The sequence below is a fragment of the Serratia sp. BIGb0163 genome, from assembly GCF_024809935.1.
Classification (GTDB): Bacteria; Pseudomonadota; Gammaproteobacteria; order Enterobacterales; family Enterobacteriaceae; genus Serratia; species Serratia quinivorans.
Genome location: NZ_JANUDZ010000012.1, coordinates 93,510 through 107,799, shown reverse-complemented (window position 1 = coordinate 107,799; position 14,290 = coordinate 93,510). Strand labels below are relative to the sequence as shown.

The 14,290-nt window shown below is 55.0% G+C and carries 10 protein-coding genes; 4 read left to right on the top strand and 6 right to left on the bottom strand.

All coding sequences use genetic code 11. The annotated features are described in order from the left end of the window. Positions 1 to 9 precede the first annotated feature (9 nt). The 3 genes from M2406_RS25770 to fabY are packed head-to-tail and all read left to right on the top strand — an operon-like array spanning position 10 to position 2,302. Positions 10 to 900 (top strand): virulence factor BrkB family protein, encoded by an 891-nt coding sequence (locus M2406_RS25770; protein WP_218218219.1) that lies wholly within the window; start codon positions 10 to 12, stop codon positions 898 to 900. Next, the gene (gene dtd / locus M2406_RS25765) at positions 897 to 1,334 is read left to right on the top strand and encodes a D-aminoacyl-tRNA deacylase (RefSeq protein ID WP_259191886.1); all 438 of its coding nucleotides are present in this window, start codon (positions 897 to 899) and stop codon (positions 1,332 to 1,334) included. Before M2406_RS25770 ends, dtd begins: the two co-directional genes overlap by 4 nt. 23 nt (positions 1,335 to 1,357) lie before the next feature. After that, complete coding sequence (gene fabY, locus M2406_RS25760; protein WP_012147544.1) at positions 1,358 to 2,302, top strand: fatty acid biosynthesis protein FabY; 945 nt, start codon at positions 1,358 to 1,360, stop codon at positions 2,300 to 2,302. A gap of 78 nt (positions 2,303 to 2,380) precedes the next feature. On the opposite strand, the gene M2406_RS25755 is transcribed toward fabY, so the two are convergent. The 3 genes from M2406_RS25755 to M2406_RS25745 all read right to left on the bottom strand — a co-directional run bounded on the left by M2406_RS25755 (position 2,381) and on the right by M2406_RS25745 (position 7,867). Further along, on the bottom strand, positions 2,381 to 4,324 hold the full coding sequence (locus tag M2406_RS25755; RefSeq protein ID WP_259191884.1) for a S8 family serine peptidase: 1,944 nt from the start codon (positions 4,322 to 4,324) through the stop codon (positions 2,381 to 2,383). A gap of 350 nt (positions 4,325 to 4,674) precedes the next feature. Then, positions 4,675 to 6,336, bottom strand: coding sequence for an AsmA family protein (locus tag M2406_RS25750; protein ID WP_259191883.1), 1,662 nt, complete (start codon positions 6,334 to 6,336; stop codon positions 4,675 to 4,677). A gap of 130 nt (positions 6,337 to 6,466) precedes the next feature. Then, entirely contained in the window at positions 6,467 to 7,867 is a 1,401-nt protein-coding gene (locus M2406_RS25745; RefSeq protein WP_012147541.1) for an NCS2 family protein, read from the bottom strand. Between the two features lie 242 nt (positions 7,868 to 8,109). Here M2406_RS25745 and gltS point away from each other — a divergent pair, with 242 nt between their 5' ends. After that, entirely contained in the window at positions 8,110 to 9,321 is a 1,212-nt protein-coding gene (gene gltS / locus M2406_RS25740; RefSeq protein ID WP_017894460.1) for a sodium/glutamate symporter, read from the top strand. Positions 9,322 to 9,380: 59 nt separating this feature from the next. On the opposite strand, the gene recG is transcribed toward gltS, so the two are convergent. From recG to spoT, 3 genes are read right to left on the bottom strand one after another with little or no spacing between them, the layout of a single operon-like run. Continuing rightward, positions 9,381 to 11,462, bottom strand: a complete 2,082-nt coding sequence (gene recG, locus M2406_RS25735) for an ATP-dependent DNA helicase RecG (RefSeq protein ID WP_012147539.1) — start codon at positions 11,460 to 11,462, stop codon at positions 9,381 to 9,383. Next, on the bottom strand, positions 11,459 to 12,154 hold the full coding sequence (gene trmH / locus M2406_RS25730; protein ID WP_012147538.1) for a tRNA (guanosine(18)-2'-O)-methyltransferase TrmH: 696 nt from the start codon (positions 12,152 to 12,154) through the stop codon (positions 11,459 to 11,461). The genes recG and trmH overlap by 4 nt, the downstream gene beginning before the upstream one ends. Before the next feature lie 5 nt (positions 12,155 to 12,159). After that, on the bottom strand, positions 12,160 to 14,271 hold the full coding sequence (spoT, locus tag M2406_RS25725) for a bifunctional GTP diphosphokinase/guanosine-3',5'-bis pyrophosphate 3'-pyrophosphohydrolase (protein ID WP_012147537.1): 2,112 nt from the start codon (positions 14,269 to 14,271) through the stop codon (positions 12,160 to 12,162). Positions 14,272 to 14,290 lie beyond the last annotated feature (19 nt).

The following is a 14,290-nucleotide window of genomic DNA, read 5'->3' as shown; positions in this document are numbered from 1 at the left end:
GGAGTGGCTATGTCATTTTTCCGCCGCAAGAAGCTGCCTTCTGCGATCAAACCCGGCGTCACCTTTGGGCGGCTGCTGATCAAACGCATCGACAGCGATGGCCTGACTATGCTGGCAGGCCATTTGGCTTACGTTTCCCTACTGTCGCTGGTGCCACTGGTGACCGTGGTGTTCGCACTGTTTGCCGCCTTCCCGATGTTCTCCGATATCAGTGTCCAACTGAAGAGCTTTATCTTCTCCAACTTCATGCCGGCCGCCGGCAACGTGATTCAAAATTATCTGGAGCAGTTTGTCGCCAACTCCAACAAGATGACCGCCGTCGGCACTTGCGGGCTGATTGTCACCGCGCTGTTGTTGATCTCCTCGGTGGACAGCGTGCTCAATACCATCTGGCGCAGCAAAAATAAGCGTCCAATCGTGTTTTCTTTCGCGGTGTACTGGATGGTACTGACCCTGGGCCCGCTGTTGGTGGGGGCCAGCATGGCGATCAGCTCCTATCTGCTGTCGCTCAACTGGTTGGCGCAGAGCGGTGTCAACAGCCTGGTGGATCAGGTACTGCGTATATTTCCGCTGATCCTGTCATGGATATCCTTCTGGCTGCTGTATTGCATTGTGCCGACGGTGCGGGTGCCACCCAAGGATGCACTGATCGGTGCGCTGGTGGCCGGGGTGCTGTTTGAGCTGGGCAAGAAGGGTTTTGCCTTGTACATCACCATGTTCCCGTCTTACCAGCTGATTTACGGCGTGCTGGCGGTGATCCCCATTTTATTCCTCTGGGTCTACTGGAGCTGGTGTATCGTGTTACTCGGTGCGGAAATCACGGTGACCATTGGGGAATACCGCGACTACCGCCAACAGAAGGCGGAACAACAGGATCAGCCACCAGAAGGGCAGTTATGATTGCGTTAATTCAACGGGTATTAAATGCCAGCGTCACGGTCGAAGGTCAGACAGTAGGCAACATCGGTCCAGGTTTGTTAGTGTTATTGGGCGTGGAACAGGACGATAACGAGCAGAAGGCCGTTCGCCTATGTGAGCGTGTACTGGGATACCGCATCTTTGGCGATGAGAACGACAAGATGAATCTCAATGTCCAACAGGCAGGGGGCAGCCTGCTGGTGGTCTCGCAGTTCACGCTGGTGGCCGACACGCAAAAGGGGATGCGTCCGAGCTGCTCTCGAGGTGCGGTACCGCAGGAGGCCGACCGGTTGTACCAATATTTTGTTGGCCAGTGCCGCGAGCGCGGCATAGAAACCCAAACCGGTGAGTTTGCGGCCGATATGAAAGTTGCGCTGGTGAACGACGGGCCAGTGACGTTTTGGCTTCAAGTCTAAGTATTCTGAGAGAGAAAGCGTCTATGTATCACCTACGAGTACCGGTAACAGAACAAGAACTGAAGGATTATTACCAGTTCCGCTGGGAAATGCTGCGCAAGCCGCTGCACCAGCCGGTGGGGTCGGAAAAGGATGCCTATGACGCCATGGCGCATCACCAAATGGTGGTGGACGAGGGCGGGAAAATTGTCGCTATTGGGCGGCTGTATATCAATGCGGACAACGAGGCGGCGATTCGTTTTCTGGCGGTAGACCCGACGGTGCAGGACAAGGGCCTGGGTACGCTGGTGGCCATGACCCTGGAGTCCGTGGCACGCCAGGAAAGCGTAAAGCGGGTGGTGTGTAGCGCCCGTGAAGATGCGGTGGATTTCTTTGCCAAACTGGGCTTCGTCAATCAGGGTGAGATCACCGCTCCGCAGACCACGCCGATTCGTCACTTCCTGATGATCAAACCCGTGGCGACGCTGGACGACATTCTGCATCGCCCCGACTGGTGCGGACAGCTGCAGCAGGCCTGGTACGATCATATCCCGCTCAGTGAGAAAATGGGTGTGCGTATCAGCCAATACACGGGTCAACGCTTTGTCACCACCATGCCGGAGATCGGCAACCAGAACCCGCACCATACGCTGTTTGCCGGTAGCCTGTTTTCGCTGGCGACCTTGACCGCCTGGGGATTAATCTGGTTGTTGCTGCGTGAGCGCCATTTGGGCGGCACCATTATTCTGGCCGATGCGCATATCCGTTACAGCAAGCCGATCACCGGCCGACCGCGGGCAGTGGCGGATCTCAGTTCGTTGAGCGGTGATTTGGCGCGTCTGGCACGCGGCCGCCGTGCTCGAGTACAGGCGGAAGTCCACCTGTTCGGAGACGATGACAGAGGCGCGGTGTTTGAAGGGACTTATATGGTGCTGCCCGCCGAGCCGGAAGTGCCCCTGGACCAGGGTGGTTGCGAGGCGATTGCCTGACGGCATTAGTAAAAGAGTTACCTGGTTTGTACGAGGCCGGTGGTTTCTACAAACAGGTAACTCTCGATGGGTTAGCGGTTAGCAGCCAGGGTGCATGTTAGCCGCGCCTTTTACGCGCCATACGCCCCATTCACCGGCAGCACCGGGCACATCGCCTCGGGTCCACCAACCGTTCTGCCACTCTTTGCCGTCATAGGCCACGGTACTGCAGAGCTTGTCATAGGCCTTGTTACTGTCCCAGGGGGCTGCCGATGAGGCATCAGCCAGTGTAAAGCTCAGCGTTTCCTGTTTAACCGTCTCCCCTTTCTCATTGCCGGCCTTATATCTTAATGAATACTTACCCGCGGTAACGTCGGTCAGAGGGATTTGCACGGTGACGCTGTCGTTTTCAATTTTCTGTTTAACAACGCCTTTTTTATTACCTTGTTGATCCGTGACTTCAGCTTCCAGCGTCATGCTTCCTTCCGCCTGGGCACCAAAACTCAGGATTGAACGCCCTTGTTGGATGATTTCCGTCCGCAAATTAGAAATCGTCAGGTCTTCATTTACCGGGGTTTCGTCCAGCATTTTTTCCGCCGCCTTCATTAAATCAGGCTGGGTGCCAACCGGCTGATGGGTATCCACCAATGGGGTGCCGGTTTCGGTCAGTAGCTTACGCAGGTGCCTTGGTGTGAGTAACCTGCCGTATTGTTTCGCTATCCCCGACAGGCTGGCGGCAGCCCCGGCGATAATGGGATTAGCCGCTGAAGTGCCTGAGTATGCTTGGGTATATTGCGCATTAGGTTCAGCCCATAGGTTGGCTTTATAGTCTACTGTGGTAGTGACAATGTCCCAGCAACCCCAGCTTGCGCTATCGATTCTGGAACCATAAGTGCTGAATATGGCCTTTTTGCCATCGTCCCCACAAACGGCTCCGACAATAATGGCGCCAGAATCCCTGATGCTACGATCAAATCTCCCCTGGAAAACCGGGTGATCAAGATTTACGTTACCATTACCTGCGGCCATAATGACGTGAATGCCGCTGTCAGTAGCGGTCTTAATCGCATCAAACCAGGCCTGCTCAATTTCTACCGGCACAAAACAATTACCAGACCGGCATGTAGAAGCTGGAATAAGAGATGTTAATCTTTGCTGACCAACCTGGATTACATCCCCTGCTTTTAGTAAGTTTATTCCATCTACAAAATTAGAGACTTGCCAGGCTACATAGGCAAATTGAGCCTGATGGGCAATGCCCAATACGCCAAAGTCGTTGTCTTTTCCGGCCATAATACCCAGAGACATCGTATCGTGATAACGAGAGGCTGCAATATCTTCGCCGATTGAGAAAATGGCTCTTGGCAGGTCTATATGATCGTTATTCCAACGTCCGTTTTCGTTGGACATCACCGTTACCCCTTCACCTTTAGCGCCAGGATAATGCTTGTGTGCATTTAACGCATTGACGCCCCCCAGAGCATAACCGGCTCGTGGTTCATCAGGCGCTTTAAGATAATCTTGCATATCGACAAAGGAGGGAACGTGACGGGTGTTGCGCTCGGGTAATGAAGGTTTATTATCGTCTAATGAGAAATGGCGAAGCTCTCCAGATGCGCTGACGTATTCATCCATGGATGCTGGTTTGGCTGCAGGATAAATAACATCGATATCTTTATCATTTTCAAACATTCTGACGATATTGTTTATGTATTCGACATCGTTGGATTTTTCGTCAGGAATTTTCACCACAAAATACTTGTTTAAGCCATTAGCATTGCCGGCACGGCCGATCAGTGAGCTGCGTTGGGTCTCCTTAAACAGCTTTTCAAACCTCATCTCAATCCCGTCACTGCCGTACAGCGACAGGCTTTGCCCGCCATTCCTGCTTTGTATGCCTTCGCCTATATCCTTCAGACCCTGGTCACTTAATTTAATCACGACTGACGAGTAATCGATGTTTTCGCCGGCATAAAAGTCCGCCTTGGCCATGCCATTAACTGAATAGATAGCAAGTAGGGTAAGAAGTAATGACTTTCTCATAATAGCCTCTAATTTTTTCTTTATATAAGAACTCAGGCAGGGGTATATTTATAAATAATGACAATTAAATAGATTGTCCCCTGATGGCTAGAAATTTAAAAGGAGACAAATATATACGTTAATTTTTATATTGCTTTTATTAAGAAATATAAAAATTCATGTTTTTTATTATTAATATGGAAATTATATCAATGGTAAGTAGGGCGTCATAATGCCACTGACATTATCTCTGTGCTGTTAATATGGGTTATTTTAAGGTGAGTAAGGGTATTTAAGATGGGGTTTTCAGCTTATATCGGTTATTGGGCGGCACACCACGCTAAATCACGCGGGTAGGCCGCCCCTTTCCATCAAGGCAGTTGTTGTTCCAGTGTTTGCCCGTTTTTGCTGGTGGCCTGCAGCCGGCCCTGCAAAGAAGCCTTAAACGGCCCGTCGCTGTTCAGTAGACCTTTCAACTGTAATTGCAGGTTACCGTCACCTTCCAGTGGTACCTGCTGCCATCCCCATTGTTGCAGGGTGTTCACCGGTACCGAGCGCCCGTTGAGCGACAGCGTAAAGGGTTTACCCGGCAGTTGCTCGATGGTGGCTTTGGCTTCCAGCAATCCCTGCGGCATAAAGGCACTGAGATCGGTGACGTTGATCTGCCCGTCATTGGCGTTCAGCGCCAACGATGGGCGGCGAACGTCTATCTTGTTGAAGGTGGCTTCGCTGCCATTGAGGTTCAGCGTACCGGACCAGATGCCCCATTGGTGGTCGCGTGCCAGCAGCAGGTTACTGCCGTAGCCGTCCAGCGCGGTTACCTGGAAAGGGAAGGCCGGGTTGATATCGATGATCAGGTTGCGGTTGGTGGTCAGCTTGTTGACGTATACCTCCGCCAACCAGTGTGGCAGCGTTTGTAGCCACAGCCCGCGCCAGTTGCTCGGCAAGGTGTATTCCAACGCGGCGACCGCCACCTCATCGAGTTGCAGTCGGTTATTGGCGCGCAGCCAGTTGCCGGAAGTGCGCAACAGCCCGCCTTCCCAGCGGGTGGTGAACTGTTGAATGGCAATGCCGGCCGGCGAGAGGCGCATATTCATGATTGGGTCAATCAGGTGGAAGCCGCCGTTGATCAAATCGCTGGCGTTGAAGTTCAGCGAACCGTCCGGACTGCTCCAGTCGCCCTGCTGGAAGGTGACGTTTTGCAGCGACAGATCGAGATCGTTGAATGCCCACTCTTTGCCTTCCAGCCGCGCATCGATCAGATCAAAACGTTTGAGTGTGATCGGCGGCAGGGCAGTAAAGCGCTGCCAGAACTGTTCCAGCGTCAGTGGTGTCTGCATACGTACGCCACTCAGCCGCAGGCGTTCTACCTGCCAACTGCCATTGGCGGCGCGGGTGGCTACGCCAGTCAAATCACCTTGCGCCAGGTCGGCGCCGAAGTTGCTGAGCAGCAACTGGTTTTGTTTGAGTTCGCCCTGTACCAATACCTGAGAGGCGGGGATGCCGTTCAGCGTCATGGAACCGGCGCTGAACTGGAATTGATGGTTCTCACCCAAGGGATGACCGTTTTTCGGTTGCCATGGCGTAATACCGGCATTGACCCGTTGCGCATTGAGCTGCCAGGTTTCATCGTTGGCTTGCAGTGCCATATTGCTCAGTTGCAGTACATCGGCCCGAATCGGCAATTCAGCATTTTGCTGAGGAAGCTTAAGCGTACCGTCGCGTAGCGTTACGCTATGGAAATAACGCGGCTCGGTAAGTTGGCGCAGGCTGAGGCCTAAATCCAGTCGCTTGGCGACCAGCGAGGGTGGCTGATTCTTTGTCGCTAATTGAACGTCTTCCAGGCTGATTTGACCTGGTTGGTCCCACGAGTGCGAGATCTTCGCTACCGACAGGCGATATTCACTGTTATCGCTGACCCAGCGGCTCAAGTAGCCCGCGGCCCAACGGGTTTGCCCAATGACGTACAACAGCGCAATGGCAAGCACTACCAGCAGCAGCAACGTCAGCAACAGTTTCCCGATAAATTTCATCGTCTACATCCGCGTCGGTCAAAAAAGATACCCTGTTTATGCCGCAATTGGCCGGGCATCTCAAGTGCAATGGTCTGATAGGCAATAAAAAAACGGCCGCGAGCGGCCGTTTGACTGTCAGCGTGGCCGATTATGGCTTTTCGTGTTCGTGTGGGAACACCAGATTCAACACGATAGCGGTGATGCCACCGGCAGCAATGCCGGAGGAAAGCAGGGTTTTCAGCCAGTCCGGCGCGAACTGCAGGATTAGAGGCTGCTGGGAAACGCCCATCCCCACCGCCAGAGACAGCGCCATGATCATGATTGCGCGGCGATTCAGTCGTTCGCGAGACACGATACGCACGCCAGATGCGGCGATGGTGCCGAACATCACCAGGGTTGCACCGCCCAGGACCGGCTCGGGAATATGTTGCACGAAACCGGCCACCGCCGGGAACAGCCCCAGTACGATCAGCATCAGTGCCACCACGAAACCGACATAGCGGCTGGCGACGCCGGTCAGTTGGATCACGCCATTGTTCTGACCAAAGCAGGAGTTGGGGAAGGTGTTGAATACTGCCGACAACATCGAGTTCAGGCCGTTAGCCAACACGCCGCCCTTCAGGCGCTTCATATACAGCGGACCGCTGACCGGCTGTTCCGACACGTCCGAGGTGGCGGTGATATCGCCGATGGTTTCCAGTGAGGTGACCATAAAGATCAACATCAGAGGTAACAGCAGGTTCCAGTCAAAGCCCAGACCGTAATAGAGCGGCGTTGGGATGACTATGGCTGCCGTCTCGAGAGCCGGTTGGCTTTGCGGCAACATATCCATGGCCCAGGCCAGCAGATAGCCGACCGCCATGGCAATCACCAGTGAGGCAACGCGCAGGTAGGGGTTGCGCTGACGGTTAAGCAGAATGATAACCAATAATACCGCACCGGCCAGCAGCAGGTTTTTAGGGGCGCCGAAGCTGCCCCCGTTCATCGCGGCATAACCGCCGCCGATGGAGGTCAGCCCGACCTGGATCAGCGATAAACCGATAATCATCACCACAATGCCTGAGACCAGCGGGGTGATAATACGGCGTGCCAGGTGAAGGACGCGCGACAACAGGATTTCGGTGCAGGAGGCGACCATTAGCGTGCCAAATAGCGCTGCCATCATGGTCGGCACGTCGGCACCGCCGTTTTTCAGCGCCAGACCGCCCATAATCAGCGGCGAGACAAAGTTAAAGCTGGTGCCCTGAATGGACAGCAGGCCAGAACCGACCGGTCCCCAGGTTTTAATTTGCAGGATCGAGGCCAGACCGGAGGCAAACAGCGACATGCTGATAATGTGCTGAGTATCTTGTGCCGGTAACCCTAACGCCTGACAAATCAACAGCGCCGGGGTGATCACCGCAACAAACATTGCCAACAGGTGCTGACCGGCGGCAAACAGCGTTTGCGGCAGAGGTGGGCGGTCTTCCAGGCGATAAATCAGCTCGCTGTTACGGGGTGTGGCAGAGGTTTTTTGCGCGGCATCGAGCTCGGCGGATGGCAGGGTCATGGTGTGGCATTTCCAGAAACGGCAAAGCAGGCATTTTAATGATTTGACCCACAAAAGCAAACGGTTGCGCGTTAAAGTTATGTTAGCTTTATCGCCGGTTATGTCGCATTTTCATTCATTTTTTCTTGTGTTATCAGCGTTTTTTACTTCTAATCCCGCACTCATCAAGTTTTAAAAACTAAGCGGTTTTCTATAACTTATTATTTCTTAATTGGATCTTTCCCCTTACATGGAGTACCTGGATGTTTCATCTTGATACTTATGGCACGTTAGTCGCGGCAACATTGGTTTTGCTCCTCGGGGGCAAATGTGTCACCAGCATTCCCCTGTTGAGAAAATACACTATCCCCGCCCCTGTCGCCGGTGGTTTGCTGGTGGCGCTCCTGTTGTTAGCCCTGAAAAAGCTGGTTAACTGGGAAATCAGCTTCGATATGTCGCTAAAAGACCCGTTGATGCTGGCCTTCTTCGCCACCATCGGTCTGAATGCCAACCTGGCGCGATTGCGTGCGGGCGGCAAGGCATTAATGGTGTTCCTGTTTGTGGTGCTGGGCCTGCTGCTGGTGCAGAACGCCATCGGCATCGGCATGGCAAAAATGCTGGGTCTGGATCCGCTGATGGGTCTGATTGCCGGCTCCATCACCTTGTCCGGTGGTCATGGCACCGGGGCGGCCTGGAGCAAGCTGTTTATCGAACGCTACGGGTTTGAAAACGCCACGGAAGTGGCGATGGCCTGTGCCACCTTCGGGCTGGTACTGGGTGGCCTGATCGGCGGCCCGGTTGCGCGTTATCTGGTGAAACACTCGTCCACGCCGGAAGGCACGCCGGATGACAGCGTCCAGCCAAGCGGTTTTGAAAAGCCGGAGAGCGGTCGTTTGATCACCTCGCTGGTCATGATTGAAACCATCGCCATGATCGCCATCTGTCTGAGTCTGGGGCAGCTTATCGCCGGCCTGTTGAATGGTACGGTGTTTGAACTGCCAAACTTCGTCTGCGTGCTGTTTGTTGGCGTCATCCTCAGCAACACCCTGGCCTTTACCGGCTTTTATACCGTGTTTGAACGCGCGGTATCGGTGCTGGGGAACGTCAGCCTGTCGCTGTTCCTGGCCATGGCATTGATGAGCCTGCGGCTATGGGAGCTGGCTTCGTTGGCGCTGCCGATGTTGGCGATCCTGGCGGTGCAAACGCTGGTGATGGCGCTGTACGCGATTTTCGTCACCTACCGGGTGATGGGCAAAAACTACGATGCGGCGGTTCTGGCTGCTGGCCACTGTGGCTTCGGCATGGGCGCGACGCCAACGGCGATCGCCAATATGCAGGCGATTACCGATCGCTTCGGCCCATCGCACCTGGCGTTTCTGGTGGTGCCGATGGTGGGGGCGTTCTTTATTGATATCGCCAACGCGATTGTGATTAAGCTGTATCTGCTGTTGCCGGTGTTCCCAGCGATAGGTTGATTAGCAGATTGCAATAAACCAGAAGGGCGCCGATTGGCGCCCTTTGTTTTGGCAGGGAATTAGGCGTTTGAGTAACGCGCTTTTTCCGGTAACCAGCGTTCAATCAGGGCGTGGGCATGTTGCGGGTATTGCTGATGGATATGACGAGCGACGCGTTGTACTTCCGGGATCATCGCCTGATCGCGTAGTAAATCGGCTACCTTAAACTCGGCGCTGCCGGTTTGGCGTGTGCCAAGCAGCTCCCCGGGGCCACGGATCTCCAGATCCTGCTGGGCAATGACGAAGCCGTCATTGCTGTCACGCAGCACCTGCAGCCGCTTCTGTGCGGTTTTGCTCAGTGGCGTTTTGTACAGCAACACGCAATGTGACGCCACGGCACCACGGCCCACGCGGCCACGCAGCTGATGCAACTGTGCCAGTCCTAACCGCTCTGGGTTTTCGATGATCATCAGGCTGGCATTCGGCACGTCGACACCGACTTCGATCACCGTCGTCGCCACCAACAGCTGGAGCTCGCCTTGTTTAAAGGCCTGCATCACCGCCTGCTTCTCTTGCGCTTTCATTCGGCCATGTATCAACGCGACTTTCAGCTCCGGCAGCGCGGTTTTCAGCTCTTCCCAGGTGGCTTCTGCGGCCTGGGCTTCGAGTAGTTCAGACTCTTCGATCAGCGTGCAAACCCAATATGCTTGCCGGCCTTCTTCCAGGCAGGCGCTTTTCACCCGCTGGATTATATCGGCGCGCCGGGTATCGGGTATCGCGACGGTAGTGACCGGCGTTCTGCCCGGGGGCAGCTCGTCGATCACCGAAGTGTCGAGATCGGCATAGGCGGTCATTGCCAGCGTGCGTGGGATGGGTGTGGCTGTCATGATCAACTGATGGGCATGGAAGCCTTGCTCCTCCCCCTTTTCCCACAGAGCCAGTCGCTGGTGGACGCCAAAACGGTGCTGTTCGTCGATGATCACCAGTGCCAGGCCGGAAAATTTCACCTGTTCCTGGAAGATGGCGTGCGTGCCGACCACCATAGACACCTGACCACTGGCAATAGCTTCTTGCTGTGCGATACGCGCCTTGCCTTTTTGCTTGCCGGCCAGCCAGCCGACTTCCAATCCCAGCGGTTCAAACCACTGGCGGAAATTGTTGGCATGCTGTTCGGCCAGCAGTTCCGTAGGCGCCATTAATGCCACCTGCTTGCCGTGGGCGATAGCGCGTAGCGCGGCCAGTGCAGCCACCAGCGTTTTACCGGAGCCGACGTCGCCCTGTACCAGGCGCATCATCGGGAAGCCTTTTTGCATATCGGCTTCAATATCTGCCACCACGCGGTCTTGGGCGCCGGTCGGTGTAAAGGGTAACTGGGCGAGAAATTGTGTTTTAAGCCGATCATCCGGCATCAGAGGCAGCGCCTGATAGCTCTGAGCGCCGGCGCGTACCGCCAGCATACTGAGGTTATGTGCCAGCAGCTCTTCCATGATCAGTCGTTTTTGCGCCGGGTGTTTACCCTGTTCCAAATCAACCAACTGGATATCCGGCGGCGGGCGGTGCAGGGTATGCAATGCCTGTGGCAGACTCATCAAACCACCGCTCAGTTCCGACGGCAGCAGCTCGGTGATGGCGCAGGTATCCAACAGTTCCAGAGCCTGATCGGTCAGCTTGCGCAGCGTAGCCTGCCGGATACCTTCAGTCGTTGGGTAGACCGGGGTCAGTGACTCTTGCAGCTCAACCTCGCTGCTTTCTCCCTGAATACGGTATTCCGGGTGAATAATTTCTGCGCCGTGATTGCCGCGTTTGACTTCACCATAGGCGGTTACGCGACGGCCGGTTGCCAGGCTGTTTTTCATCGCCGCATTGAAGTTGAAGAAGCGCATGGTGAGCAGGCCGGTACCGTCACTGATCTGGCAGGTCAGCATACGTCGACGGCCAAAACTGATGTCCGTACGCAGTACTTCACCTTCCACCGTGGCAAAAATGCCTGGCTGCAGGTCGTTTATTGGATAGAGGCGGGTGCGGTCTTCGTAGCGCAGTGGCAGGTGCAGCAGCAAATCCTGAATGGTTTCCAGGCCAATTTTGGCCAGTTTTCCCGCCTGGCTGGCACCCACGCCGGAAAGTGTGGTGAGTGGGACAGCATCCAGCAGGCGGCCTTTCATTTGCGTACCGTCGCTTGCATGGCTGCCCACCATTCGGCATCGGCGACCACCTGGCCCTGTTCATCAATGTGCGGACGCGGCAGTCTTTTACGTTTGGCCACGTTGGCCAGCACCGGATAACCACCTTCAAACAGCAGGCGCTGTTGTTCTTCCTGGTCGAGCATGCTGTGCTCACGGCGATACAGACCGGCATTTTGCCGCTGGCGTTGGGCTTCGTACAGGATCAATGCTGAGGCGACCGACACGTTGAGTGACTGCACCATACCGATCATTGGAATGATGATGTCCTGATCGGCAAGCCGCAGGGCTTCTTCGGTAATACCGGTTTTTTCCTGGCCCAGCAGCACGCAGGTCGGGCGGGTGTAATCCACCTCGCGGAAGTCTACTGCGCGGGCGGAGAGGTTGGTTGCCAGGATCTGCATACCCTGATCTTTCAAATGGGTCACGGCGTCGACGATGGTGGGATGGGTTTTGACATTCACCCAACTGTTGCTGCCGGCGGCGGAGGAAACCAGGGTTCGCATGCGTGGGGTTGGCCACACGGCATGCACCTGATGCACGCCGACGGCGTCGGCGGTGCGGATAATGGCGGAGACGTTATGCGGTTTGTGAACCTGTTCCAGGCAGACGGTTAAATCCGGCTGCCGGGTGGCCAGCATTTCACAAATCCGCGCATAGCGTTCAGGACTCATAAGCGCTAATTTCGGTTACGGTTAACTTTAATCACATCCGGCATGATACGGATTTTACGCATAATATTTGCCAGATGGATGCGATCGCGGGTGGTCAAACGGATAAATGCACTATAAACCCGGCCGTCTTTTTCTTCGGTATTCAGGCTTTGAATATTGGACTCAGCCGCATTGATGGCTGCCGTCAGGTTGGCCAGTGCCCCCTGATGATTAAACATGTCCACTTTGATCTCGGCGATGAATTCCTGCTCGATGTCTTGATCCCACTCTACCGCCATGAATTTTTCAGGTTCTTTCTGGTAGCCGCGGATATTTCGGCAGGACTCATGGTGGATCACCAGGCCTTTGCCTGGGCTGACGTGGGCGATGATCGGATCGCCTGGAATAGGTCGGCAGCATTTAGCGAAGGTGATCAGCACGCCGTCTGAGCCCTTGATCGCCAGATTACGAACCCCAGAGGAGGCCCCCAGATTAGACTGGTCACCCTGCAGGTTTTTCGCTACCACCACGCTCATGGCATTGCCCAAGCCGATTTCAGCCAACAGGTCGTCCAGCGTCGCCAGTTTCATGCGATCCAACTCGTGTTGGATATTTTCTGCCGGAACCTCTGCCAGTTTGCGACTGCCGCCCAATGCATGATTTAACAAGCGGCGGCCGAGGCCGACTGAATCATCGCGCTTGAGGTTTTTCAGCATTTGGCGGATTTTTGCGCGCGCTTTTGAGCTGACGACAAAGTTCAGCCAGGCGGCGTTAGGCCGTGCACCAGGAGCCGTGATGATTTCGACCGTTTGCCCGCTGGTCAAGGACTGTGACAGCGGGTATGGCTGGCGATCAACACGTGCGCCAACGCAGGCATGGCCGATATCGGTGTGCACCGCGTAGGCGAAGTCGACCGGCGTTGCGCCCGCAGGCAATTCAACAATGCGGCCTTCCGGGGTGAAAACGTAAATCTCATCCGGGAACAGATCGGATTTTACGCTCTCGATAAATTCAAACGAACTGCCGGCGCTTTGTTGCAGCTCCAGCAAGCTCTGCATCCAGCGCTGAGCGCGGATTTGTGCGGTGGTGCCGGTTTCGCCCTGTTCTTTTTCTTTATAAGCCCAGTGCGCGGCGACCCCCATTTCGGCCATCTGATCCATATCTTCGGTACGGATCTGCACTTCAACCGGTACGCCATGTGGGCCGATCAGTGAGGTGTGCAGCGATTGATAGCCGTTGGCCTTGGGAATGGCGATATAGTCTTTGACCCTGCCCGGACGCGGTTTGTACAGGCTGTGAGCCTGGCCCAGCACGCGGTAGCAGGTGTCGACTTCCTTCACGATCACCCGGAACGCGTAGATATCCATAATCGAATGAAAACGCTGTTCTTTCAGGTGCATCTTGAGGTAGATGGAATACAGATGTTTTTCCCGTCCGCTGACGCGGCAGGGAATGCCAGCCTCGGTCAGTCGCCCTTCGATCTCGGAGAGAATCTTCTGGATCATCTCTTTACGGTTACCGCGTGCGGCTTTCACCACTTCTTTGATTACGCGATAGCGGTTCGGGTACAACGCCTCAAAACCCAGCTCTTCCAGCTCGGTTTTCAGGTGGTGAATACCCAGGCGATGGGCCAGGGGGCTGTAGATTTCCAGGGTTTCACGTGCAATACGCCGCCGTTTGTCAGGACGCAGCGAACCGAGAGTGCGCATGTTGTGCGTACGGTCGGCCAGCTTGATCAGCACGACGCGGATATCCTGCACCATCGCCATGATCATCTTGCGGAAGTTTTCCGCCTGAGCTTCTTTTTTATCCTGGAACTTCAGCTTGTCGAGCTTGGATACGCCTTCAACCAGTTCGGCAACGCTTTTGCCGAATAGCTGTTCCATATCCTGGTAGGTGGCCGGGGTATCTTCGATGACGTCGTGCAGCAGTGCTGCCATCAGCGTCTCATGATCGAGACGCATTTCCGCCAGAATGCAGGCCACGGCAACCGGGTGAGTAATGTAGGGCTCACCGCTGGAGCGTGTCTGTCCCTCGTGAGCATCACGTGCAACGAGGTATGCCTGTTTGAGGCGCTTAATCTGCTCCTCAGGCAGGTAACGTTGAATCAGCAGATTCAGGCTTTCAAACAGGTACAAAGGCAGACTCGCAGTCTAA